Raw genomic sequence first — 24,342 nt, 5'->3', positions numbered from 1 at the left:
AGGCCCATGCAAGATTTCCATGCATAACCTTGTGGACCAATCATTCCTCGGCGCGCAGTTCCACCATCAGGTCATCCGCCAAGGTTTCCAGCGACGCCTGCAACTTATCCAGGGACAGCGTCGCGGGCACCTGCAATAACGCCTCGGCATTGAACAGCGGATCACCGCTCATCGGGGCCGGCCGCACATCGGTGCTCAGGCGTTCCAGGTTCACGCCCTGCTTGCTCAACAGCGCGGTAATCTCACGCACGATGCCCGAGCGGTCATTGCCGACCAAGGTCATCACAATCGGTTTGGAAGCCGATGCCTGGCCGGTGCTGCCCTCTCCTACCAGCACGCGAATGCCATGGGTGGATAAGTCTTCCAGCGCCCCTACCAACGCCTGACGGCTCTCCGCAGGAACACTGACCCGCAGGATCCCGGCAAACTGCCCGGCCATATGCGCCATTCGGCTTTCCAGCCAATTGCCGCCGTGGGCCGCAATGTTCTGCGCGATGCGTTCCACCAGGCCGGGTTTGTCGGCGGCGATAATAGTGAGTACAAGATGGTCCATGGCGACGCCCTCTGAATTCAATCTACAAGGTGGACTCGGAAGCCCGCGAAAACAAATCGTGTACCATTTTTATTTTTATCTGGAACAATCCAATAGTTTTTTGAGAACATCCGGTTCTCCGCTGTGACCGTACGACCAAAGTGGGTCGCTAAACGACGTATTTAGTCTAATTTTCACAACCGCAAGTCATCATGTAGTATGCCATCCCGTGCACTACATAATGAAAATCTGAAACAGCGCATAAGCTCCGCAGAGTGAGGCAAGCAATGACTGAACACGTTCAAGTCGGTGGCCTGCAGGTCGCCAAAGTCCTGTTCGACTTCGTGAACAACGAAGCCATTCCCGGTACCGGCATCACGGCCGACCAGTTCTGGGCCGGCGCCGACAAGGTCATCCACGACCTGGCGCCGAAGAACAAAGCCCTACTCGCCAAACGCGACGATTTCCAGGCGCGGATCGATACCTGGCACCAGACCCACGCCGGCCAGGCCCATGACCCGGTGGCCTACAAAGCCTTCCTGCAAGACATCGGATACCTGCTGCCAGAAGCCGCAGACTTCCAGGCCTCGACCCAAAACGTCGATGACGAGATCGCCCGCATGGCCGGCCCGCAGCTGGTGGTGCCGGTGATGAACGCCCGCTTCGCCCTCAACGCTTCCAATGCGCGTTGGGGCTCGCTGTACGACGCGCTGTATGGCACCGACGCCATCAGCGAAGCCGACGGCGCCGAGAAGGGCAAGGGCTACAACAAAGTGCGTGGCGACAAGGTCATTGCCTTCGCCCGTGCCTTCCTCGACGAAGCCGCGCCACTGAGCGCCGGCAGCCACGTCGATTCCACCGGCTACAAGATCGCCGACGGCAAGCTGATCGTCAGCCTCAAAGGCGGCAGCAACAGCGGCCTGCGTGACGACGCCCAGTTGATCGGTTTCCAGGGCCCTGCAGCCGAGCCGATTGCGATCCTGCTGAAACACAACGGCCTGCACTTCGAAATCCAGATCGACGCCAGCACCCCGGTCGGCCAGACCGATGCCGCCGGCGTCAAAGACGTGCTGATGGAAGCCGCGCTGACCACCATCATGGACTGTGAAGACTCCGTCGCCGCCGTCGATGCCGATGACAAAGTGGTGATCTACCGCAACTGGCTCGGCCTGATGAAGGGCGACCTGGCCGAAGAAGTGGCCAAGGGCGGCAAGACCTTCACCCGCACCATGAACGCCGACCGCGTCTACACCGGCGTCGACGGCCAGGACGTGACGCTGCACGGCCGTTCGCTGCTGTTCGTGCGTAACGTTGGCCACTTGATGACCATCGACGCGATCCTCGACAAAGACGGCAACGAAGTACCGGAAGGCATCCTCGACGGCCTGCTCACCAGCCTGGCGGCGATCCACAGCCTCAACGGCAACAACACGCGCAAGAACAGCCGCACCGGTTCGGTCTACATCGTGAAGCCGAAGATGCACGGCCCGGAAGAAGCCGCGTTCACCAACGAGCTGTTCGGCCGCATCGAAGACGTGCTGAACCTGCCGCGCAACACCCTCAAGGTCGGGATCATGGACGAGGAGCGCCGCACCACGGTCAACCTCAAGGCCTGCATCAAGGCCGCCAGCGAGCGCGTGGTGTTTATCAATACCGGCTTCCTCGACCGTACCGGTGACGAAATCCACACCTCCATGGAAGCCGGCGCGATGGTGCGCAAGGCCGCGATGAAGGCGGAAAAATGGATCGGCGCCTACGAGAACTGGAACGTCGATATCGGCTTGAGCACCGGCCTGCAAGGCCGTGCACAGATCGGTAAAGGCATGTGGGCGATGCCCGACCTGATGGCGGCGATGCTTGAGCAGAAAATCGCCCATCCGCTGGCCGGCGCCAACACCGCCTGGGTGCCATCGCCAACGGCCGCCGCACTGCACGCGCTGCACTACCACAAGGTCGACGTGTTCGCGCGCCAGGCCGAACTGGCCAAGCGCGAGCGCGCGTCGGTAGACGACATCCTGACCATTCCTCTGGCCAGCAACACCGACTGGTCCGAGGAAGAAATCCGCAACGAACTGGACAACAACGCCCAGGGCATCCTCGGCTATGTCGTGCGCTGGATCGACCAAGGCGTGGGCTGCTCGAAAGTGCCGGACATCAACGACGTCGGCCTGATGGAAGACCGCGCCACCCTGCGCATCTCCAGCCAGCACATCGCCAACTGGTTGCGCCACGGCATCGTCACCGAAGCCCAGGTGATGGAAAGCCTCAAGCGCATGGCGCCGGTGGTGGACCGCCAGAATGCAGGGGATGCGTTGTACCGTCCGCTGGCGCCGGATTTCGACAGCAACATCGCATTCCAGGCAGCGGTGGAGCTGGTGATTGAAGGGACTAAGCAGCCGAATGGCTATACCGAGCCGGTGTTGCACCGTCGGCGTCGGGAGTTCAAGGCTAAAAACGGCCTGTAAATGAAAAAGCCCTGATCGTGAGATCAGGGCTTTTTCTTTGGGGCGGTGCTGGATGTACGCGGTCAACTGTGGGAGGGGGCTTGCTCCCGATGAGGCGCGTACAGACACCGCAAAATCAGGAAGCCATCCCCAACTCGCGCTTGACCAGCTTCGCCAACTTCACGCTGTCGATCGGCTTCAACAGAAAATCCACCACGCTCAAATGCATCGCATCAATCACATCCGGCGCTTCGGCGTCCCCCGACATGATGATGATGGGCAACGCGGCGCGAGTGGATTCGCGCACCTGCTTGATCAACTCCAGACCGCTGCTGGGTTTCATGCGCAGATCGGTGATCAGCAAACCGATGGAGCTGCTGGATTTCAACAAACTCCACGCAGCCTCACCACTTTCGGCAGTCATGCAGCGAATACCGTCCAACCCCAAGATCTCCGCCAACAGTTCCCGCGCGTCCTTGTCATCGTCAACAATCAACACGCGTTGTGGCGGTAAATCAGGCTCCAGCATCACGGCGCTCAGCGCCTCGCGCTCGGCATCACTCAAAATATCGTGGTCGGACATACGTTTCTCAGCAGTTTTCGTCAATCTCCCAGCACACTCGTCAGACATCTGCGGAAGGGCGATCAATGTGCACTTCGTCGGAAAGTTTGCCTAGTGGGCGTTCTACGGGGTTTGGACGATAGTCGTGTAAGGTTTTTCCTTAGTTATGCGGCATTTTCATCGACCTAGACTTACGTCCAATGGGCACCTGCCGCTCAGGAGTCGACCATGCAGGACGATAACGACAAAAAAATTGCGGTCATGGTTATGAGTAAAGCTGATGCCTTCGCCCAGGCGGGGAAAACTGCTGTATTGCAGAACATCCACGGCACCCTGCAGTTCCTGCAACGCTTCCCACCGTTCAACCAGATGGAACACGCGCACCTGGCGTTCCTGGTGGAACAGTGCCAGTTGCGCTTCTTCGGCCCCGGCGAGAGCATCCTCAAGCCCTCGGGCGGGCCGGTCGAACACTTTTACATCGTCAAGCAAGGCCGAGTCGTGGGTGAGCGCCCGGACTCAGCAGAAACCACCTTCGAAATCACCACCGGTGAGTGTTTCCCCCTCGCGGCGCTGTTAGGAGAGCGGGCCACCCGCACCGAACATAAAGCCGCCGAAGACACCTTCTGCCTGCAACTGAACAAGCCAGCCTTTATCAAGCTGTTCGCCCTCTCCAGCCCGTTCCGAGACTTCGCCTTGCGCGGCGTCAGCAGCCTGTTGGACCAGATCAACCAGCAAGTGCAGCAAAAAGCCGTGGAAACCCTCGGCACGCAATACTCCCTGAACACCCGTCTGGGCGAATTGGCCATGCGCCACCCGGTCACCTGCAGCCCGCAGACACCGCTACGCGAAGCGGTAACGCTGATGCATGAGCAGCAGGTGGGCAGCATTGTGATCGTCGACGAACACAAGGCGCCCCTGGGCATTTTCACCCTGCGCGACCTGCGCCAGGTGGTGGCCGACGGCACCGGCGACTTCAGCCAGGGCATTGAAGGCCATATGACCCAGGCGCCGTTCTTTTTAACGCCGGACCACAGCGCCTTCGACGCCGCCATCGCCATGACCGAGCGGCATATCGCCCACGTCTGCCTGGTCAAGGACCAGCGCCTGTGCGGCGTGGTGTCCGAGCGCGACCTGTTTTCCCTGCAACGGGTCGACCTGGTGCACCTGGCCCGCACCATCCGCAATGCGCCACGGGTGGAGAACCTGGTAGCGCTGCGCGGCGAGATCGGCCAACTGGTGGAGCGCATGCTCGCCCATGGCGCGTCGTCGACCCAGATCACCCACATCATTACCCTGCTCAACGATCACACCGTGTGCCGGGTGATCGAGCTGACCCTGGCCGAAAAAGGCGACCCCGGCGTGCCGTTCAGTTGGCTGTGTTTCGGCAGCGAAGGCCGGCGCGAGCAGACGCTGTACACCGACCAGGACAACGGCATCCTGTTCGAAGCCAAGGACGCGGTGGAAGCCGCCGAGATTCGCGAGCGGTTGCTGCCCCTGGCGCAGCAGATCAACCAGAGCCTGGCGCTGTGCGGGTTCAGCCTGTGCAAAGGCAATATCATGGCCGGCAACCCGGAGCTGTGCCTGTCGCGCGCTGAATGGGCACGGCGGTTTGCCGCGTTTATTCGCGAGGCGACGCCGGAGAACCTGCTGGGGTCGAGTATCTATTTTGACCTGCGCGCAGTCTGGGGCGATGAACGGGGCTGCGAGCAACTGCGCCAGGGCATTCTTGACCAGGTCGGGGATAACCGGCTGTTCCAACGCATGCTGGCCGAGAACGCCTTGCGCCAGCGTCCGCCCGTAGGACGTTTCCGCGATTTTGTGCTGACCCGTAAAGGCGCGGAAAAGGCCACACTCGACCTCAAGGTGCAGGGCCTGACACCTTTTGTAGATGGCGCGCGCCTGCTGGCCATGGCCAATGGCATCCACGCCAATAACACCCTGGAGCGCCTGCGCCAGTTGGTGGTCAAAGAAGTGATCGAGCCGCTGGATGGCGCCGCTTATGAAGAGGCGTACCACTTTATCCAGCAAACCCGCATGCAGCAGCACCAGTTACAGACCCGGGAAAACCAGCCGTACTCCAACCGCGTCGACCCCGACAGCCTCAACCACCTGGACCGGCGCATCCTGCGCGAATCCCTGCGCCAGGCCCAGCGCCTGCAGAGCAGCCTGACGTTGCGGTATCAGCTGTGAGTCTGTTCAGTTGGCTGCGGACGAAAAAACCGGGACTCGACAGCACGCAACAACAGCGCCTGGAGCAACTGCGCAAGCCCTCACCGTTGGGCAACGATCCGTTGCGCAGCCAGCGCTGGGTCGTGGTGGACCTGGAAACCAGCGGCCTGAACCTCAACCGTGACCAGGTGCTGTCCATCGGCGCGGTTGTGATCGAGGACGGCGCGGTGGACTTTTCCCAACTGTTCGAGCGCACCCTGCACCGCGCCGAAACCAAACTCAGCCCCAGCGTGTTGATCCACGGCATCGGCCCCAGCGCGATTGCTGCCGGCAGCGACCCGGTCGAGGCACTGTTGGACTTCATGGAGTTTGTCGGCGACAGCCCGCTGCTCGCCTTCCACGCGCCGTTCGATCAACACATGCTGGGCCGCGCGCTCAAGGACAGCCTGGGTTACCGCCTGGCCCACCCATTCCTCGATGTGGCCGACATCGCCCCGCTGCTGTGTCCCGAGGCACCGATACGCGAAGCCGGGCTGGACGACTGGATCAATCACTTCAACCTGCACGTAGGCGAGCGCCATCACGCCAGCGCCGACGCACTCGCCACGGCGGAGCTGATGCTGATCCTGTTCAGCCGCGCGCGTCAGCAGCAGATCGACACGCCTCAGGCACTGCAAGAGCGTTTGAGCCAATGGAAACGGCGTAAACACGCGCCATCGTTTTAATGTCATCTCCCGACAGACGCCAATTGCGCCCGCTCTACGCCTCTGAGACAATCGCGAATAATTCTCGTTAGTTTAAACCTACAGTTTATTCGGTGATGCCTTGTCGTCGGTCCAGAACCCACACAGTGAGCTTGTTGGCGCGTTGTATCGCGACCATCGTGGCTGGCTGCTGGCCTGGCTGCGGCGCAACGTAGCCTGCCCGAGCCGCGCCGAAGACCTGAGCCAGGACACCTTCATGCGCCTGCTCGGCCGTGACGAGTTGCGCGAGCCCCGCGAACCACGGGCATTTCTGGTGGCCATCGCCAAGGGTTTGCTGTTCGACTACTTCCGGCGCGCCGCCCTTGAACAGGCTTACCTCACCGAATTGATGCTGATCCCGGAAAGCGAACACCCTTCGCCCGAAGAGCAGCACCTGATCCTCGAAGACCTCAAGGCCATCGACCGCCTGCTCGGCAAGCTGTCGAGCAAGGCCCGCGCCGCCTTCCTCTATAACCGCCTCGACGGGCTGGGCCACGCTGAAATCGCCCAACGCCTGGGTGTGTCGGTGCCGCGTGTGCGCCAGTACCTGGCCCAGGGCATTCGCCAGTGCTACATCGCCCTGTATGGCGAGCCGCTATGACCCTGATCAGCGCCAAACCTGTCTCAGCACGGGTGCTGGATGCGGCGATTGCCTGGCAGTTGTCCCTCGATTCAGGCGACGACAGTCCGGTGGAGCGCGAAGAATTCAGCAAATGGCTGGCCAGCGATGAAGAGCACGCCCGTGCCTGGCGCCAACTGGGCATGCTCGACCAGCGTTTCAGCGTGGCTTCGGGCCCGGCACGCGCGGCGTTATTGCAGTCGCGCGAAGGCATTCGCCAGCGCGTGCGCAAGCTGGGCAGCGGCCTGGCGAGTATTGCGCTGGTATGCGGCCTGGCGTTGTTTGCCGGCGAGCGCTATGTGCCGATCCACTATTGGCTGGCCGACCAGCGCACCGCCACCGGCGAGCAGCGCACGCTGAAACTGGCGGACGGTACGTTGATCAACCTCAACACCCACAGTGCCATCGACGTGCGCTTCGATGAAAAACGCCGGCTGATCGTGTTGCAGGAAGGCGAAATCTTCGTCGAGACCGGCCACGACGATGCGCGTCCGTTCTATGTGCAAACCCGCGACGGCAGCCTGCGCGCGCTGGGCACGCGGTTTATCGTCAAGCGCGAAGACGACGCCACGCGCCTGAGCGTGCTGCAATCAGCGGTGGGTGCCCAGCCCGAAGCGCTGCAACAGGAACAGGTGTTCAAGGCAGGCCAACAAGTGTTGATGCGCAGCGACGGCCTCGGCCCTGCCTTTGCCGTCACCCCCGCCACCGATGCCTGGACGCGCGGCATGCTGGTGGTCGACAACGCCCGCCTGGGCGATGTGGTGCAGGAACTCAGCCGCTACCGCACCGGCTATCTGGGGGTGGATAAAAATGTCGCCGACCTGCGCATCACCGGCAGCTTCCCACTGCACGACACCACCCTGGCGCTCAATGCGCTGCTGCCCACACTCCCGGTGCAGATCGAACAGCACACGCCGTGGTGGGTGACGGTCACGGGTAAGCCTTAGGTTCTGTGGTAGCGGGCTTGCTCCGATGAGGCCCTCAAACCCACCACAAAAAATATTTTGATCCTGCCCTATCACTTTTCGATTCTCGTTCGGCACATAGGCAATTGCGAATTACTTCCATTCAGGAGCCGCCCATGTCCCGCACGCTAGACACCTTGTTGCGCCCCAGCCTGTTAGCCGTGGCTATTGCCCTCAGCGCCCCACTGACCAGCACTGCGCTGATTGCCGCCGAACAAGCCTCCAGCGTGCGCGCCTACAACCTGCCGGCCGCACCGCTGGCCAGCACCCTGAACCAGATCGCCAGCCAGGCCGGCCTGGCACTGACCCTCAACCCGACGCTGGCAGCAGGCAAGACCTCGGCCCCGGTCCGAGGCCAGTTCGATGCACCGAGCGCACTGCGTGAAGCCTTGCGTGGCACCGGCTTGCAGCTGGAGCAGAGCAGCGCGGGGACGTACACGCTGGTGGCGGTTCCGGAGGGGGTGATGGCGCTGCCGGTGACTAACATCACAGGGCAAGATGGCAACCAGGAAAGTGCCTGGGGCCCGGTTCAAGGCTACCTGGCCACCCGCACCGCCGCCGGCACCAAGACCGACACCGCCCTGGTGGAGGCCCCGCGTTCGATCTCCGTGGCCACCCGCGAGCAAATGCAGGATCGCAACGTGCAGAACCTGGACGACGCGGTCAAATACATGCCTGGCATCGTGTCCGCCAGCTATGGCAGCGACACCCGCTACGACTGGATGCGTGTGCGCGGCTTCGAGCCCACCCAGTTCCTCGATGGTCTGCCACTGCCGCGCGGTGTGTACGCCAACCCCAAAGCGGAAACCTGGAACCTCGACCGTCTCGCCCTGCTGCGTGGCCCGGCCTCGTCGGTGTACGGTCAGACCCCACCGGGCGGCCTGCTGGACATGGTCAGCCGACGCCCCAGCGCAGAATCGAGCAACGCCATCCAAGTGCAATACGGCAGTGACAACTACCGCCAGATCAACTTCGCCAGCACCGGCAAAATCGATGATGAAGGCCAATTCCTCTATGGCCTCAGCGGCGTGGTACGCGATGCCGGCACCCAGGTCGATCACATCGACAACAAGCGCTACAACATTGCGCCGAGCCTGACCTGGAACATCGATACCGACACCAAGCTGACCCTGCTCTCGCAATTCACCCGTGACGATACCGGGACCACCAGCCAGTTCATGCCGATCCAGGGCACCAAGATCAAATCACCGCTGGGCGAGGTCTCCCACCACAAGAACCTGGGCGACCCGGACTACGAGTTCTACGACCGCACCTACTATGCGCTGGGCTACGCCTTCGAGCACCGTTTCAACGATACGTGGCAGTTCAAGCAAAACCTGCGCTACACCAAATCGGATTTGTCGTTCCAGCAACTGACCGTGGGTTCCTACGCGTTTTCCCCGGCGGATGCGGCGGGCAATATCAGCCGCTCGACCACCAACGTCGACGAGGACATCGGTCAGTTCGCGGTGGACAACAACTTCCAGGCTGACTTTGCCACCGGCGATGTCATCCACACCCTGCTGCTTGGCCTGGACCACCAGCGCACCGATACCTCCTATCGAGCGATATTCGGGACTGCGTCGGGCACCAATATTTTCAACCCGATCAACACCCAGCCAACCCTGCGCCCGACCGATGTCCGTCCTTTTTACGACTACAACCAGAAAACCGTGCAGACCGGTCTCTACGTGCAAGACCAGATGGCCTTGGACAAGTGGCGCCTGACCTTGGGCGGGCGTGAAGATTGGGTGCATCAGGGCACCACCTACTTCAACGACCGCGATGCGACCAACACTGACCGCATCAAACACTTCAGTGGCAACGCGGCGCTGAGCTATGTATTCGACTCTGGCTTCGTGCCCTACTTGTCCTATGCCGAGTCATTCCAGCCAGCGAGCAACGCCGACACAAACGCGCTCAAGACGTTTAAACCCACCGAAGGCAAGCAGTGGGAAATGGGGGTCAAGTATCAGCCGCCCGGTTCCAACACGTTGCTGAGTGCCGCGGTCTACGACCTGACCCAGAAGAATGTGCAGGTGACCACCCTCGGCGCAGGGGGCCAGCAGATCAACAGCCAGACCGGTGAAGTGAAGGTCAAGGGCCTGGAGCTGGAAGCCGTGTCCGACGTGACCGAGAACCTCAAAGTCATCGCCGCCTACACCTTGGCAAAATCCGAAGTGCAGAAAGGCATCTACAAAGGCAACCGCCTGACACTGATGCCCAACCAGCAAGCCTCGCTGTGGACCGACTACACCTGGCACACCGGTGTACTTGACGGTTTCGGCATCGGCTTTGGCGCCCGTTACACCGGCAACACCTACGGCGACCAGGCCAATACCTGGCTGGGCAAGGCCAATGCCTACACGGTGTTCGATGGCGCGGTGCACTACGACCTGGGCCGACTGGACAATAGCCTCAAGGGCGCTTCGGTTAAGTTGAACGCCACCAACCTGTTCAACAAAGACTACCTGTCTACCTGTGATGGCAATTACTGCTACTTCGGCGACCAGCGCAGCGTCGTCGCCAGCGCCACCTACCAGTGGTAATCGGCTGAGTTAACCACCGGGCCGCCCTTATGGGCGGCTTTGGCGTGTCTGAAGGCTAGAACATGAAAAGCAAAACCATCCGCCGCTGGTCCTTCATCCACACCTGGACCAGCCTGATCTGCACGGTGTTCCTGCTGCTGCTCGCCCTCACCGGCCTGCCGCTGGTGTTTCACCACGAGATCGACCATCTGCTGGGCAACGAGCCCGAACTGGCGCAGATGCCCGTCGATACGCCACGGCTCAACCTTGAGCAACTGGTGGCCAAAGCCCAGGCTCATCGCCCGGGCGAGGCCATGCAATACCTGGCGTGGGATGAAGACGACAAGAACGGCGTGATCGCGATCATGGCCGCCACAGCGGGCACCGAGCCCAACTCGTCCCACACCTTCATGCTCGATGCGCGCACTGGCGACGCGGTCGAAATGCCGTCGGCCAATGGCGGCTTCACCCTGTTCCTGCTGCGCCTGCATGTGGATATGTTCGCCGGCCTGCCGGGCAAGTTGCTGTTGGCGTTCATGGGCATTCTGTTTGTCGTGGCGATTGTCTCGGGAACGGTGCTGTACCTGCCGTTCATGCGCCGCTTGAAGTTCGCCACGGTGCGCAAGGACAAGTCCACGCGCCTGCGCTGGCTCGACCTGCATAACCTGATCGGTGTGGTCACGTTGACCTGGGCACTGGTGGTGGGCGTGACCGGCGTGATCAGCGCCTGTGCCGACCTGATCATCGCCGCTTGGCGCACCGACAGCCTCAGCGCAATGATCGAACCCTACAAAAACGCCCCGCCTCTGACCCAACGCGCACCGGCCAGCGAACTGCTGAACATCGCCGCCAAGGCCGCGCCCGGCATGCAGCCGGACTTTATCGCCTTCCCTGGTACGCGCTTCTCCAGCGAGCACCATTACGCGGTGTTCATGAAAGGCAGCACGCACCTGACCTCGCATCTGCTCACGCCGGTCCTCATCGATGCCAGCACCCTGGCCGTCACCGCCATTGGCGAACGACCGTGGTACATGGACGCCATGGGCATGTCGCAGCCGCTGCACTTTGGTGACTACGGCGGCATGCCGATGAAGATCCTCTGGGCGGCGCTGGATGTGCTGACCATCATCGTACTGGTGAGTGGGATTTACTTGTGGATCGTCCGGCGCAAGGCGGGCAAGGCATGAAGCCAAGGCAGTCGAATTTCTGGAAGGTGTTTGGCATTCCGCTGGGGATTGGCCTGCTCAGTGTCACCGGGTTGTTTGCCGCGTTGCTGGGGGATGGGTTGTGGGATTCGTTGAGTTGGTTGGGGTTGGGTATCCCCGCGCTGATCGGCGCATGGGCCCTCCTGTAGGAGCCGGCTTGCCGGCGAAAAACCAGAGAGCACCGCGTCAAAGCAGACGCGCTGCGTTATCGTTAACGTTCTTCGCGAGCAAGCTCGCTCCTACAGAGGAAAGCCCATGTCTGTGCCCAGCATGACCTTGTTCCACAACCCCGCGTCACCTTTTGTGCGCAAAGTCCGTGTGCTGTTGGCTGAAACCGGCCAGCAGGATCGCGTCGCCCTGCACGGCTGCATGCCGACCCCGGTCAACCCGGATGCGCAGCTGGTGCAAGACAACCCCGTGGGCAAGATCCCGGCCCTGCGCCTGGCCGACGGCAGCGTGCTGCACGACAGCCGGGTGATCCTCGATTACTTCGACCACCAGCACGTCGGCAACCCGCTGATCCCCCGCGACGGCTCGGCCCGCTGGCGGCGCCTGACCCTGGCCTCGATGGCCGACGGCATCATGGATGCCGCCGTGCTGGTGCGTTACGAGACCGCCCTGCGCCCGGCGGAAAAACACTGGGCGCCGTGGCTCGATGAGCAGCGCAACAAGATCCGCCGCGCCCTCGCCGAGTTGGAGGAGGACGCCATCGCCGAACTGACCAGCCACTTCGACATCGCTTCGATCAGCGTGGGCTGTGCCTTGGGTTACCTCGACTTCCGTCATCCGGACATGCAATGGCGCTTGGATCATCCCAAGCTGGCCGCCTGGTACGCCGAGGTCAGCCAGCGGCCTTCGATGCTGGAGACCCAGCCGCCCGCCTGACGTTTACACCGACCCAATGTGGGAGCGGGCTTGCCCGCGATCGCGGTATGTCATTCAGCACATCTGTTTCTGAACCACCGCTATCGCGGGCAAGCCCACTCCCACATTGGACGGTGGTGGTATTGAGGAATGTAACGATCCTTGCGGCTAACTGCGCCCCCACTTGCTGATCCTCGCGCAACCCGATCATTGCACCGCCTCCAGATCAAACTGCAGCGGCTCGGCCGCCTTGCGCTTGCCCACGCCATACCAATCCAGTTTGCGCGTCAGCACCATCACCGTACCCAGCAGCCCGAACAGCAGCAGCGAGCCCATCAGCAGTGCGTAGTCCTCGGCACTCAACAGCCCGTACAGCAAGCCATACAGCGCCGCCAACCCCGCCGAAAACCCCAGGCCATGGGTAACGCTGCGCAGCACATGGCACACGTAGAACCCGATCAACAGCACACAGGCACTCGCCGAAATCAGGTAGGCCAAGGCAAAGCCCAGGTGCTCGGACAACGACAACAGCAGCAGGTAGAAAAACGCCAGGGCAACGCCCACCAACGCGTACTGGACAGGGTGCACCGCCAGGCTCTTGAGCACTTCGAAGAGGAAGAAACCGGCAAAGGTCAGGGCGATAAACAACAGCGCGTATTTGATCGCCCGGTCGCTCTTGAGGTACTGGTCCACCGGATCGATGAAGTTCACGCCGAAGCTGCGGTTGTTGAAGTCGTTGCAGCCCTGGCCGTCCAGGCAGGTTTGCAGGGCTTGTTCGAGGTTGGTGGAAAAGAATGAGGTCTGCCAGTTGGCCGTGAAGCCGTTGTCAGTCACTTCGCGCTGGGCCGGCAGGAAGTTGCCGATAAAGCTGGGGTGCGGCCAGTTGGAGGCCAGGGACACCTGACTGGTCTTGCCTACCGGTACCACTTGCAGTTGCTCGGTGCCTTGCAGGCGCAGATCAAAAGCGAAGTCCACTACAGCCGGTTTTTTGCTGTCCTGCTCTGGCAATGCCACATGCACGCCCTCCCCCAGCCAGTCCACTTGGGAGCCCGGTTCGAACTCCAGGCGCTGGCTGCCCAGCTCCAGCTTCAGCGCATTTTCGATGCCGCGAATATCGCTGATACCCACCGCCAGAAACGCCGGTTCAAAGCGGTAATCGGCAAAGTCTTCGGTGATGCCCAACTGCGCAGGCAGCTCGAAACGCCCGCTGATACGGTTGTCGGCATGGAACAGCCGCGCCTGGTAAATCCCCCGTGCGCGCAGTTCGGTCTGCACCTTGCCGTCGAGCTCAAAACGGTCCGGCAGGAAATACAGACGACCCCGCTCTTCACGGGTGACCTCGTAGCGCTTGTTGAGCTTTTCATTGAGCTTCCACTCACGCACGGTCTTGCGATACGGCACCACCATCACCGGGCCGGTGAGGCGCTGGGCGTAGCTGGAACTGCGCGCGATATCCATCAGGACGCCGTCGCGCAGTTGCTGGCGGTCACTGATGATGCCGTTGATCATCAGCAACGGAATCAGCAACAGCAGGATCAGCAGCGCAATCGCGCCAAGTTTGAAAAGCAGGCTGCGGTTCATGGGTCTCTCCCTGTTTTGATGGGGAGAGTCTGGGCAGCCTGTGTGGGGGATTTATGTGGGCAATGTGGAGACTGTGTGGAGATGCAGCACCACGTGCACGCCGCCCGGCACATTGCCGATCTGCAAGGTGCCGCCGTGCAGCTTCATGACTTCCTCGACAAAATTGAGGCCCAGGCCAGTGCTTTTGCGCCCGCTGCCAGGACGCGGCAAGGAGTAGAAGCGCTCACTGAGACGCGGCAGGGCGTAGTCGGGGATCGGCGCGGCCTGATTGAACAGGCTCACCTGCACGTCGTTGTGCAGCGTCTGCGCGCTGAATCTCAACACGCCGCCGGGGGGTGTGAAGTCCAGTGCGTTGTCCAGCACGTTACCCAGGGCCTGGCGCAGCAGGAAGGGTTCGCCAAACACCTTCACATCAGCGGCAATCGTCTGTTCGACGTGCAGCCCAGCACCTTCGATTCGCGCACATTGGGCGTTGAGTACAGCGTCGACCAAGGCCGCCAGCGGGATACTCGCCTGCTCCTCCAAACCCTGGCGTTGCTCGACCTGCGCCAGGTTCAGCAGGCGTTCGATCAACTGCTGCAGGCGTGCACTTTCGCTGTCGATATTGCCGACGAAGCGCTGCTGCTGTTCGCGGCTCATCTCGCCCTGCAGCAACTCTGCCGCGCCGCGAATCGCTGCCAGCGGGCTTTTCAATTCATGGGTCAGGGTGTGCACGTAATGTTCGACGTAGGCCTTGCCCTCCAGTTGCGTGCGCATGTGCTCGACGGCGGTGGACAGCTGCTTCAGCTCGCCGCCGCGATAATGCGGCAGCTCTGCCCTTCGGCCCTCACTGACGGCTTCGGCGTAAGCGGTCAGGCGACGCAGTGCAACGCTCAGCCACCACGACAGCAACGCACCGAGCAACAGGCCGAGGATGACCAGGCCCGCGCCGTACCACAGCAGGCGGCGTTCAGTGCGGTCGACATACGGCTGCAACGAGCTGTTCGGTTTCGCCACGGTGACCACGCCGATGATCTGCCCGTTATCGCGGATCGGCGCGCCGACGTGCATCACCGATGAGGTGGGATCATCCACTGCACTGCGACTGGAACGCGCGCCGTACTCGCCGCGCAGGGTCAGGTAGACGTCGTTCCACTTGGAGTAGTCCTGGCCCACCGCTTCGCCCGTGGAGTCGAGCAACACCGTGCCTTTGGCGTCGGTCACGTAGATACGATGGTTGACCTGGTTTTTCGGCAAGCCCCAGATGGTCGCGCCGGGCTGGCGGTTGCCGTAGGCCTTGAGCAATTCGGGCCAGTGGCTCTGGCCGAGGGTGCCGTTCTTCACGTCTTCGCGCAGGATTTCGGCCAGCAGGTTGGCAGTGTCCACCAGGGTTTCTTCGGTGGACTGGCGCACGCCGGGGCGGATTTCCTTCATCACGGTGCTGAGCACGAAGTAACCGGTGAGGCCGATAAACAGCGCGTACACCAGGAAAATCCGCAGCCCCAGGCGCATCAGCTGTTGCTCGGGCTGTAGCTGTAGCCGAGGCCGCGATGGGTCTGGATCGGCTCGGCATCGGCGGCCACGCTGCGTAACTTGCTGCGCAGGCTCTTGATGTGGCTGTCGATATTGCGCTCGTAACCGGCGTCGGCCGCCACGCCCACCGCGTCCAGCAACTGCTCGCGGCTGAACACCCGCTCGGGTTGCTCCAGCAGGCTTTGCAGCAGGCGGAATTCATGCCGGGTCAGGCTCAGGGGTTGGCCGCGATAGCTGATCTGCATGCGCTCCAGATCGACCTGGAACAGCGCCGGCGCCACACCGGGGCCGACGCGCTTGAGGATCGCCCGCACCCGCGCCGCCACTTCCCGTGGGCTGAACGGCTTGACCACATAATCGTCGGCGCCGATCTCCAGCCCCACCACGCGGTCGATCTCGCCATCCCGCGCGCTGAGGAACATCACCGGCACTTCACTGAAACGGCGCAATTGCTTGCAGGTTTCAAAACCGCTGATGTCCGGCAGGCCGATGTCGAGGATGATCAGGTCGGCGGGGGTCTGGCGCTGATGGGCCAACGCCTCCTGGCCGAGGCTCAGCCAGGTGGTGGTAAAGCCCTCGCCTTGCAGGGCGAATATCAGCGTGTCGGCTATCGCCGCTTCGTCTTCGACAATCAGGATGTGGGGCATGGGTTCAAATCAGCAGTCCGGTTTGTCGGCAGTGTAGCGACGGGCCGGGTTTACTGCTGCGCCAAATTCACGCAAGGCCTTGGCGCCGATCAGCAACGGGTAATTGAAGCTGCTGCGGTCGGTGAGGTTGACCTCGACGGTACGCTTGACGTTGCCCAGGCACATTTCCAGGTCGATCACCGGGCGCTTGGCCACGGTGGCTTCGTCCTTGTCATCGTCTTCATCGGCGCGGCTCTTGATCTTGCTGATGCGCGACACCTTGTGCTCGTAGACCTTGTTGGTGGCGTCCTTGCCGCCGAGGCGGAAGCGCACCCAGTCGTCACCGTCACGGGTGAAGGTTTCGATGTCACGGGCCGACAGCGAAGCCGTCAGCGCGCCGGTGTCCATCTTGGCCTTGAAGGTTTCGCCGATCTCCGGCAACTGGATGTATTCGTAGCGACCGTAAAGGGTCGGCTCGGCGGCCATGACAGGCAGGGCAGCCAGGGCTAGGGAGGCAAGAAGCAGTTTCACGAAGTGATTTCCTCGGAAAGAAGTAGGCGGATTCTAGACCGCAAAGACAGCACTTAGTTAGTCACACCCACCATAACCGGCACATTGTGAAACATTCGTACGGCCATTTGCGATTTGGCCTCTAGACTCAGCTTGCTTATGATGGCCCGCCCACAAGATTCCAAGAGTTACTTATGCGCCGCCTGCTCACCGGCTGTTTGGTTTCACTGCTGCTGTTGCTCAACACCCTGGTCCTGATCGGACCGCTGCTGGTGTTTGCCCTGCTCAAACTGGTGGCGCCCGGTCGCTATCGGGACTACGCCTCATGGGCGGTGATGTGGATCGCCGAGACCTGGGCCGAGATCGACAAGCTTATTTTCGCCTTGTGCATCCCCACCCAGTGGGACATTCGCGGCGGCGATGAGCTGCGCGGCGACACCAGCTACCTGGTGATCAGCAACCACCAATCCTGGGTGGACATCCCGGCGCTGATCCAGGCACTCAACCGCCGCACACCGTTCTTCAAATTCTTCCTGAAAAAAGAGCTGATCTGGGTGCCCTTCCTGGGCCTGGCCTGGTGGGCGTTGGATTACCCCTTCATGAAGCGCTACACCAAGGCATTCCTGGCCAAGCATCCTGAGCTGGCAGGGCAGGATTTGAAGATCACCAAGGAGGCGTGCGAGCTGTTCAAGCGCCAGCCGGTGACGGTGGTCAATTACCTGGAAGGTACGCGGTTCAGCGAGGCCAAGCGCAAGCAGCAGGATTCGCCATTCACACGTTTGCTCAAGCCCAAGGCGGGCGGTGTGGCGTTTGTGCTGGCGGCGCTGGGGGAACAGCTGGACGCGGTGCTCGACGTGACCGTGGTCTATCCGCAGCCAAAGATTCCGGGGTTCTGGGATTTGATCAGCGGCGCAGTGCCGAAGGTGATTATTGATATCCAGACCCGTGAGCTGGATCCAGCACTGTGGCAAGGGGATTACGAGAACGATCCAGCGTTTCGCCAGACCGTCCAGAACTGGGTCAACCAGCTCTGGAGTGAAAAGGATGCGCGCATCGAACAATTGCGCGCGGAGCGCCCTTAGCTACCGGTGCCCCAGGCCTGGGCCAGTTTACCCAGCAGCGAGCTGTTGGCGCCCTGCCCGCCCAGGTATTGCAGGATCACCGGAGCAAACTGGCTGACCATCCCACTGTCCATGCCCAGTGCGCTGAACGCGGTGTTCAGGTCGTTGGTGTTCTTCACGTTACCCAGCAAGCCGTCCAGGCCGCTGGTCTTGCTGCCGCCGGTCTGGCCGAGCATCCCGCTCAAGGCCCCAAGACTGCCCAATGCGTTGTTGCCCGACAGTTGGTCGAGGCCCGGCACGCTGTTGCCCAGTTGCGAATAGTCGTTGCCGCTCAACTTGTTCTTGGCCAGGCCGAGCATGGCGCCGGTACCGCCTACGGCTTGTTCGGGGGTGATGTTCAGTTGCGAGGTCAGGGCGCTGAGCAGGCCAGCCGTCTCGGACGACGGTGCAGCAGCTGCGGCCTTGTTGTTGCCCCCTTGCATGCCGGAGATGGCATTGGCCGCGTCGCCAAGGCTGAACCCTGCGGCAAATACCGGGGTGGCGGCCAGGCTCATCAGGCAGGAAAGGGCGAAACCGCGTGAAATCTTCATTGAAGCAACCTCTGGATGTAGGGGTAAAAGCAGGCGTTTGACTGACAGTCCCGAAGGAATGTTCCCACCTGAAGAATAGTTCAGAAGCGTCCGCATCCAAATGACTCGTCGCCGCGTATATCCCTTATGCGCCGCCCGGAGTCGGATGGAATGAATGCCCAAGCTGAACTACCCTCTGCCTACCGTGCGCAGTCCCATCGCCCTGCCCCCAGAGCCTGGAGAAGCCCTATTTCCATGTCCGACGCCGACCCGCTGCAGCCTCTGCTGGCCCAATGTGCGCTGGGCGACCGCCTGGCGTTCGAAACCCTCTATCGCACGGTTTCACCCAGGCTGCACGGGGTTGCCTTGCGCTTCATGGGCCGCCAGGACCTGGCCGAAGAGGTGCTGCAGGAAGCCTTTGTGCGCATCTGGTACAACGCCTCGCGCTACGAAGCGCACCTGGCCGCGCCGATGACCTGGATGGTGAACATCACCCGCAACCTGGCCATCGACCAATTGCGCAAACGCCGCGAACAGCCCCTGGCCGACGGCCAACAGGACGCGATGCTCGACGACAGCCCCAGCGCCCACGAGCAACTCGACCGCGAGCGCGAAGCCCGCGCCCTCAACCGTTGCCTGGACACCCTCGACGGGATGCAGCGCCAATCGATCAGCGTGGCGTACTTCCAGGGCCTGTCGTGCTCGGAATTGGCCAACCACATGGCCGCCCCCCTGGGCTCGGTCAAATCCTGGATTCGCCGTGGCCTGGAACGTCTGCGCAGGTGCCTGGAATCATGAACTACCAAACCACTGCCCTGCGCCGCGCGCTCGCCGCCGACTACGCCATCGGGCTGATGCCTGCCACCGCCCGCCGGCGTTTTGATGCGCTGTTATTGGCCGACGCCGCGCTGCGCGTTGAACTCGGTCATTGGCAGGATGCCCTTGCCAGCCTGACCGGTGCCCTTCCCGAACGCCCGGTGCCGGACCACGTGTGGGCAGGCATCAAGGCACGCATCGAACCGCAGGTGTTGCATGTGCCGGCGAAGAAACCCTTTTGGATGAACCTGCGGCTGTTGGCGGCGGCGTTCGCGATTGTCATCGCGGTGCTGGCAGGCGTGCTGTACCAGCGCGACCTGGGCGTGGAGTACAACGCCACACTGGTCGCCGCCAACCAACAACCGGCGTTGCAGATCAAGGCGTTTGCCGATCACCTGCAAGTCGAGCCCTTGACCCTGGCCGCCGTAGCCTCGGCCCAGGACCTGGAATTGTGGGCCATTGCGCCCGGTGGCAAACCGATCTCCCTGGGTCTGGTGCCCGCCGCAGGCAAGGGCCGAATCCCACTGAACGAAGCGCAGCGAGCCCTGCTCACCGCGCCGCTGACCCTGGCCGTGAGCCTGGAGCCACGCGGCGGCTCGCCCACTGGCCAACCGACCGGGCCGGTGCTGTATCAGGGCGCGCTGGCAACTCGCTGACCCTACAGTGGCAAGAGTGCTCTGAGCACCCTGCTCTTTATCAAGATTGAATCTAAGCCACTGTCATTTCTCACAGTAGATGCCCCTGAAAAACTCCCACAGCATTCAAGCTCCACTGTACTGGGAGTCTCCCTCATGAACCTCAATCGTGCCGTTTGGCTGTGTGCAATGCTCGCTGTTACCGGGAATGCATTGGCACAAACCTCTTCCTGCCCCAAGCCTGCCGACATTAAGCAATACCGGATGGACAAAGGCGGCTATCACTATCTGGCGGATGGTCCCGTGGATCAGAAGTGGATCGGCGAGAACGAGACAGCCGCAGAGTTACGCATGGCAAGCCTGGAATTCACGGCGGCAGACTACAAACCCATGAACGACGAAAGAAACAGCATGCCTGCCGTCATCTGTGATTACGTCGGGGCCGGCTACGACGCCGTGAGGCTGGTCCTGAAACCTGTGCATCAGTTCTCACCAGCGCCCGGCACGTCTTGGAACAACAACTACTGTAAAGCCAATGACAACCTGAGATGCGCGTTCAACCATCAATGAAAGTTGCACGGCGTAAGGGCTGAACTGTAGGCACCAGCCTGAACTGAGGTAGTCCGCTTCTGAAATCCTACCGACTGCCCTGCACGTCTCTTACACCCCTTGTGGCGCCTTCTTATAGTCGTGCGCCACAGTCTTGGAGGTGTACGCGATGCAGGGACCCTACGCATTTATCAATGAACGACCGCAGCCTTATCCACTGCTAAAACTCAGCCTTTCGCTCAACCCAAATACCCAAACCAAGTTCGACATCCTCAACCAGCACATTCGCAACACCGTCGTGCTACCTGGACAGTTGGTCATTATCGGGGACAACCGCACCGCTGCTTGTACCGCTGAAGAAGCTCGCTTGATGCAATCGGCCGCCAACATCAAACATGCTCTGTTCGCACATTCCGCCACTGATCAATTCTTGATCAAAAACTACGATCAGTTACAAGCCATCATGTCCCATGCCTCCCTAGGGATCGGCAGCGTGAGCAGTGCCTGGAGCAAGCACCTGACGCAGATCGAGCAGACGCTCAAGGAAATCGACGAGTTGCATAAGCAGTACCTGAGGAACGGTACCGCCAGTGCGAGGAATGAATTTCTGGCCAAGCGCAGAGTGTTGTTTACCAGGCTGGATGGGCAACTGTCAGGACTGGCGCGCTTGGGTACGGGTTTGAAAAACGAAGGTTCGATTAAAAAAATGCTGGGGATTTCCAGTAAGAGTTATTGGCATCATGGGGAAATTCGCGGATATGAAGAGACGGTCAAGCGAGTAGCCAAGGCCGCAGAGATGTTGAAAAAAGGCACTTACCTCGGGATCGCTCTGGATATTGGAGCGACTACGCTGGAGATAGCGGAGGCTTGCTCCACCGGGCGTGAACAAGAATGTAAACAAGCGAAATATGTTGAGGCAGGCAAGTTGATAGCTGGCGTTGGTGGCTCATACTTAGGAGGGAAACTAGGAGCCTCCGTCGGCATCGGCGCCTGCATGATTATTTTTGGTATACCTACGGCTGGCGCCGGAGCCTTGGCATGTGCCATCGTCGGCGGCGCAGCAGGCGGAATCGCTGGGGCTGCGCTGGGAAACGGACTAGCGGAAAGTACAGGAAAATTTCTCTATGAGACGGTGAGGGACTAAATGGTCTGGTTCTATCTTGGCATTGGTTCAGCCATCCTGCTGCTACTAAGCTTTCCGCTCATCTTTTGTGCCATGTACGAAAAACTCGATACAGCGGAACGCTATGTGCAATACAGCGCCTATCTAGTCGTGCAAAAACATATCTTTCGTAATACACACTTTGAAGGACGCCCTCAACGGGTGTTCGCGATGGCCACCATTATACTTATTCCAAAAGTACTCCAATGGAGACGTTTGGTGCTTGTTGAAGACGTTGAAAAAATACCAAGACACCTCAAGTACTGGATGGTCATACCAACACTCGTTACTTGCACTTCCTTCGTCGGCATGCTTATCAGCTGGCTTTTAAAAGACTAATCTGCGACAAAACAAGGGCGACTCTAAGTCGCCCTTATCTATCACCTACGCCGCACTAAACAACTTATGCGGATCAATCACAAACTTCTTCGGCACGCCCGCATCGAACTCGCCGTACCCACGCGGTGCGTCATCCAGGCTGATCACCTGCACACCGACGATCTCGGCAATGTTGATACGGTCCCACATGATCGCCTGCATCAGTTGGCGGTTGTACTTCATCACCGGCGTTTGCCCAGTGTGGAAGCTGTGGGATTTGGCCCAGCCCAGGCCGAAGCGGATGCTCAGGCTGCCCATTTTCGCGGCGGCGTCCACAGCACCTGGGTCTTCGGTGACGTACAGGCCGGGGATACCGATCTTGCCCGCTACGCGCACTACACCCATCAGTGAGTTGAGCACCGTGGCCGGGGCTTCGGCCTTGACGCCGTCGTGGCCGTGGCCGCGGGCTTCAAAGCCTACGCAGTCGACGGCGCTGTCCACTTCGGGTTCGCCGAGCAGCGCGGCGATTTGTTCGTGCAGGGGGGTGTCGGTGGACAGGTCGGCAATTTCAAAACCCTGGGCCTTGGCGTGGGCCAGGCGGATCGGGTTGACGTCGCCGATGATCACCACCGCCGCGCCGAGCAGGCGTGCAGACGCCGCCGCCGCCAGGCCGACAGGGCCGGCACCGGCGATGTAGACGGTGCTGCCAGGGCCAACGCCGGCAGTGACGGCGCCGTGGTAGCCGGTCGGGAGAATGTCGGAGAGGCAGGTCAGGTCACGGATTTTCTCCATGGCCTTGTCACGGTCCGGCAGTTTCAGCAGGTTGAAGTCGGCGTACGGCACCAGCACGTACTCGGCCTGGCCGCCGGTCCAATCGCCCATGTCGACGTAGCCGTAGGCACCACCGGCACGCGCCGGGTTGACGGTCAGGCACACGCCGGTGTGTTGCTCTTTGCACGAGCGGCAGCGCCCGCAGGCGACGTTGAAGGGTACGGAAACCAGGTCGCCGATTTTCAGGTTTTCGACGTCGCTGCCCTTCTCGATCACTTCACCGGTGATCTCGTGACCGAGCACCAGGCCGGTCTGGGCAGTGGTGCGGCCGCGCACCATGTGTTGGTCGGAGCCGCAGATGTTGGTGGAGACCACGCGCAGGATGACGCCGTGCTCAATCTTCCTGCCACGGGGGTCCTGCATTTTGGGATAGTCGATTTTCTGTACTTCGACCTGGCCGTTGCCGAGATACACGACACCACGATTACCAGACATGCTTTCACCTCGCTGTTGTTTTTATGGAACTGCGTTGCCCTTTTGGGTGGGCAGCGCGTTTAAGTGCTCGGGTACAGATGCTGTTTCTTGTGTTGTTTGTGAGGGCCTCATCGGGGGCAGTCAGAGCACCACAGTCCTATTGGCGTTCAAAAACACCCGCCGCTCAATGTGATACCCCACCGCCCGCGCCAATGTCAGCCCTTCGATGTCCCGCCCCTTGGCAATCAAATCCTCGGGATAGTGGCTGTGATCCACCACCTCCACACCCTGGGCGATGATCGGACCTTCATCCAGGTCGTTGTTGATGTAATGCGCCGTGGCGCCGACCAATTTCACGCCCTTGTTGTACGCCTGGTGATACGGCTTGGCGCCCTTGAACCCCGGCAGCAACGAGTGGTGGATATTGATGGCCTTGCCGTCCAGCTTGCGGCACAGCTCCGGCGACAGCACTTGCATGTAGCGCGCAAGGATCACCAGTTCGGCGCCGGTATCTTCCACCACTTGCCACACCTGACGCTCCTGGGACGGTTTGTCGTTAGGGTCGAGGGGGAAATGGTAGTAGGGAATTTGATGCCAGTCGGCCAAAGGTTTGAGATCGGGATGGTTGGACACCACCGCGACCACGTCCATGGACAGTTGCCCGATACGCTGGCGGTACAGCAGGTCGTTGAGGCAGTGATCGGCCTTGGAGACCATGATCACCACTTTTGGCCGGTAGTTCGGCGCCGTCAGCTCGAAGATCATGCCAAAGGCTTCACCGCGCGTGGCCAGGCCATCGCGGAAAGCCTGTTCGTCAAAGCCATCCGGCTGACGAAATTCCACACGAATAAAAAACCGGCCGGAGAGGCGGTCATCGAACGAATGGTGCTCGGTGACGTAGCAGCCCTGCTCGAACAGGTAGCGGGTGACCGCGTCCACCGTGCCGAGCACGCTGGGGCAGTCGGCGGTCAAAATCCATGTATCGGGTGCGCGGCTCATACTGGAATCCTCAGGCCCTTGTGGCGAGGGGGCTTGTCCCCCGTTGGAGCGCGCAGCGGTCCCAATAAGGTCAGCTCATTTTTTCTGCAATAACCGAGTGGCGGGTTTTGAAGCTGCTTCGCAGCTCA

General features: G+C 61.1%; 24 protein-coding genes. 15 read left to right on the top strand and 9 right to left on the bottom strand.

Annotation, left to right across the window (positions count from 1 at the left end; genetic code table 11):
* Nucleotides 1-40: 40 nt before the first annotated feature.
* On the bottom strand, nt 41-553 hold the full coding sequence (locus tag J1G35_RS16850; RefSeq protein WP_223015496.1) for an ACT domain-containing protein: 513 nt from the start codon (nt 551-553) through the stop codon (nt 41-43).
* 266 nt (nt 554-819) lie between these two features.
* On the opposite strand from J1G35_RS16850, the gene J1G35_RS16845 reads away from it, so the two are divergent.
* Nucleotides 820-2,997, top strand: a complete 2,178-nt coding sequence (locus J1G35_RS16845) for a malate synthase G (protein ID WP_053131030.1) — start codon at nt 820-822, stop codon at nt 2,995-2,997.
* Between the two features lie 115 nt (nt 2,998-3,112).
* On the opposite strand, the gene J1G35_RS16840 is transcribed toward J1G35_RS16845, so the two are convergent.
* Nucleotides 3,113-3,559, bottom strand: a complete 447-nt coding sequence (locus tag J1G35_RS16840; protein WP_053131027.1) for a response regulator — start codon at nt 3,557-3,559, stop codon at nt 3,113-3,115.
* A 246-nt stretch (nt 3,560-3,805) separates the two neighbouring features.
* Here J1G35_RS16840 and J1G35_RS16835 point away from each other — a divergent pair, with 246 nt between their 5' ends.
* The 8 genes from J1G35_RS16835 to J1G35_RS16800 all read left to right on the top strand — a co-directional run bounded on the left by J1G35_RS16835 (nt 3,806) and on the right by J1G35_RS16800 (nt 12,652).
* Nucleotides 3,806-5,728, top strand: coding sequence for a putative nucleotidyltransferase substrate binding domain-containing protein (locus J1G35_RS16835; RefSeq protein ID WP_223015528.1), 1,923 nt, complete (start codon nt 3,806-3,808; stop codon nt 5,726-5,728).
* On the top strand, nt 5,725-6,432 hold the full coding sequence (locus J1G35_RS16830; protein WP_053131021.1) for a 3'-5' exonuclease: 708 nt from the start codon (nt 5,725-5,727) through the stop codon (nt 6,430-6,432). Before J1G35_RS16835 ends, J1G35_RS16830 begins: the two co-directional genes overlap by 4 nt.
* Nucleotides 6,433-6,532: 100 nt before the next feature.
* A complete protein-coding gene (locus J1G35_RS16825; protein ID WP_223015495.1) occupies nt 6,533-7,051 on the top strand; it encodes an RNA polymerase sigma factor in 519 nt (172 codons plus the stop codon).
* Nucleotides 7,048-8,016: a FecR family protein gene (locus tag J1G35_RS16820; protein WP_223015494.1), complete on the top strand. Its 969-nt coding sequence runs from the start codon at nt 7,048-7,050 to the stop codon at nt 8,014-8,016. The genes J1G35_RS16825 and J1G35_RS16820 overlap by 4 nt, the downstream gene beginning before the upstream one ends.
* Before the next feature lie 134 nt (nt 8,017-8,150).
* A complete protein-coding gene (locus tag J1G35_RS16815) occupies nt 8,151-10,583 on the top strand; it encodes a TonB-dependent siderophore receptor (RefSeq protein WP_223015493.1) in 2,433 nt (810 codons plus the stop codon).
* A 62-nt stretch (nt 10,584-10,645) separates the two neighbouring features.
* Complete coding sequence (locus J1G35_RS16810; RefSeq protein WP_053131232.1) at nt 10,646-11,749, top strand: PepSY-associated TM helix domain-containing protein; 1,104 nt, start codon at nt 10,646-10,648, stop codon at nt 11,747-11,749.
* Nucleotides 11,746-11,916: a DUF4175 domain-containing protein gene (locus J1G35_RS16805; RefSeq protein WP_223015492.1), complete on the top strand. Its 171-nt coding sequence runs from the start codon at nt 11,746-11,748 to the stop codon at nt 11,914-11,916. Before J1G35_RS16810 ends, J1G35_RS16805 begins: the two co-directional genes overlap by 4 nt.
* A gap of 106 nt (nt 11,917-12,022) precedes the next feature.
* Nucleotides 12,023-12,652, top strand: coding sequence for a glutathione S-transferase (locus J1G35_RS16800; RefSeq protein WP_053131009.1), 630 nt, complete (start codon nt 12,023-12,025; stop codon nt 12,650-12,652).
* A gap of 186 nt (nt 12,653-12,838) precedes the next feature.
* Here the strand turns inward: J1G35_RS16800 and creD are convergent, their stop codons facing one another.
* Genes creD through J1G35_RS16780 form a run of 4 tightly spaced genes read right to left on the bottom strand, consistent with a single transcriptional unit; the run spans nt 12,839 to nt 16,881 of the window.
* Complete coding sequence (gene creD, locus J1G35_RS16795) at nt 12,839-14,212, bottom strand: cell envelope integrity protein CreD (protein ID WP_053131005.1); 1,374 nt, start codon at nt 14,210-14,212, stop codon at nt 12,839-12,841.
* A gap of 51 nt (nt 14,213-14,263) precedes the next feature.
* Nucleotides 14,264-15,703, bottom strand: a complete 1,440-nt coding sequence (gene creC, locus J1G35_RS16790; RefSeq protein WP_053131002.1) for a two-component system sensor histidine kinase CreC — start codon at nt 15,701-15,703, stop codon at nt 14,264-14,266.
* Complete coding sequence (gene creB, locus J1G35_RS16785) at nt 15,703-16,371, bottom strand: two-component system response regulator CreB (protein ID WP_027605971.1); 669 nt, start codon at nt 16,369-16,371, stop codon at nt 15,703-15,705. The genes creC and creB overlap by 1 nt, the downstream gene beginning before the upstream one ends.
* 9 nt (nt 16,372-16,380) lie before the next feature.
* Complete coding sequence (locus J1G35_RS16780; RefSeq protein WP_053131000.1) at nt 16,381-16,881, bottom strand: ATP-dependent zinc protease; 501 nt, start codon at nt 16,879-16,881, stop codon at nt 16,381-16,383.
* Nucleotides 16,882-17,054: 173 nt separating this feature from the next.
* On the opposite strand from J1G35_RS16780, the gene J1G35_RS16775 reads away from it, so the two are divergent.
* Nucleotides 17,055-17,942, top strand: a complete 888-nt coding sequence (locus J1G35_RS16775; protein ID WP_223015491.1) for an acyltransferase — start codon at nt 17,055-17,057, stop codon at nt 17,940-17,942.
* On the opposite strand, the gene J1G35_RS16770 is transcribed toward J1G35_RS16775, so the two are convergent.
* Nucleotides 17,939-18,511, bottom strand: coding sequence for a DUF2780 domain-containing protein (locus J1G35_RS16770; protein WP_053130995.1), 573 nt, complete (start codon nt 18,509-18,511; stop codon nt 17,939-17,941). The two genes, J1G35_RS16775 and J1G35_RS16770, sit on opposite strands and share 4 nt — an antisense overlap.
* A gap of 150 nt (nt 18,512-18,661) precedes the next feature.
* Between J1G35_RS16770 and J1G35_RS16765 the strand changes: the two genes are divergently transcribed.
* The 5 genes from J1G35_RS16765 (at nt 18,662) to J1G35_RS16745 (ending at nt 21,991) form a co-directional block, all read left to right on the top strand.
* Nucleotides 18,662-19,288, top strand: coding sequence for a sigma-70 family RNA polymerase sigma factor (locus J1G35_RS16765; protein ID WP_223015490.1), 627 nt, complete (start codon nt 18,662-18,664; stop codon nt 19,286-19,288).
* On the top strand, nt 19,285-19,962 hold the full coding sequence (locus J1G35_RS16760; protein ID WP_053130992.1) for an anti-sigma factor: 678 nt from the start codon (nt 19,285-19,287) through the stop codon (nt 19,960-19,962). Before J1G35_RS16765 ends, J1G35_RS16760 begins: the two co-directional genes overlap by 4 nt.
* Nucleotides 19,963-20,097: 135 nt before the next feature.
* Entirely contained in the window at nt 20,098-20,511 is a 414-nt protein-coding gene (locus J1G35_RS16755) for a DUF3757 domain-containing protein (RefSeq protein ID WP_053130989.1), read from the top strand.
* A gap of 148 nt (nt 20,512-20,659) precedes the next feature.
* A complete protein-coding gene (locus J1G35_RS16750; protein ID WP_223015489.1) occupies nt 20,660-21,634 on the top strand; it encodes a hypothetical protein in 975 nt (324 codons plus the stop codon).
* The gene (locus tag J1G35_RS16745) at nt 21,635-21,991 is read left to right on the top strand and encodes a hypothetical protein (RefSeq protein WP_223015488.1); all 357 of its coding nucleotides are present in this window, start codon (nt 21,635-21,637) and stop codon (nt 21,989-21,991) included.
* Nucleotides 21,992-22,036: 45 nt separating this feature from the next.
* Here the strand turns inward: J1G35_RS16745 and fdhA are convergent, their stop codons facing one another.
* Together fdhA and purU are read right to left on the bottom strand one after the other, a co-directional pair.
* On the bottom strand, nt 22,037-23,236 hold the full coding sequence (gene fdhA, locus J1G35_RS16740; RefSeq protein WP_053130983.1) for a formaldehyde dehydrogenase, glutathione-independent: 1,200 nt from the start codon (nt 23,234-23,236) through the stop codon (nt 22,037-22,039).
* Between the two features lie 120 nt (nt 23,237-23,356).
* Nucleotides 23,357-24,214, bottom strand: a complete 858-nt coding sequence (purU, locus tag J1G35_RS16735; protein ID WP_005792124.1) for a formyltetrahydrofolate deformylase — start codon at nt 24,212-24,214, stop codon at nt 23,357-23,359.
* Between the last annotated feature and the right edge of the window lie 128 nt (nt 24,215-24,342).

It is taken from the genome of Pseudomonas sp. SH10-3B (genome assembly GCF_019891415.1).
Classification (GTDB): Bacteria; Pseudomonadota; Gammaproteobacteria; order Pseudomonadales; family Pseudomonadaceae; genus Aquipseudomonas.
The sequence above is the reverse complement of the archived record's forward strand: the minus strand, read 5'-3'. Positions and strand labels throughout refer to the sequence as shown.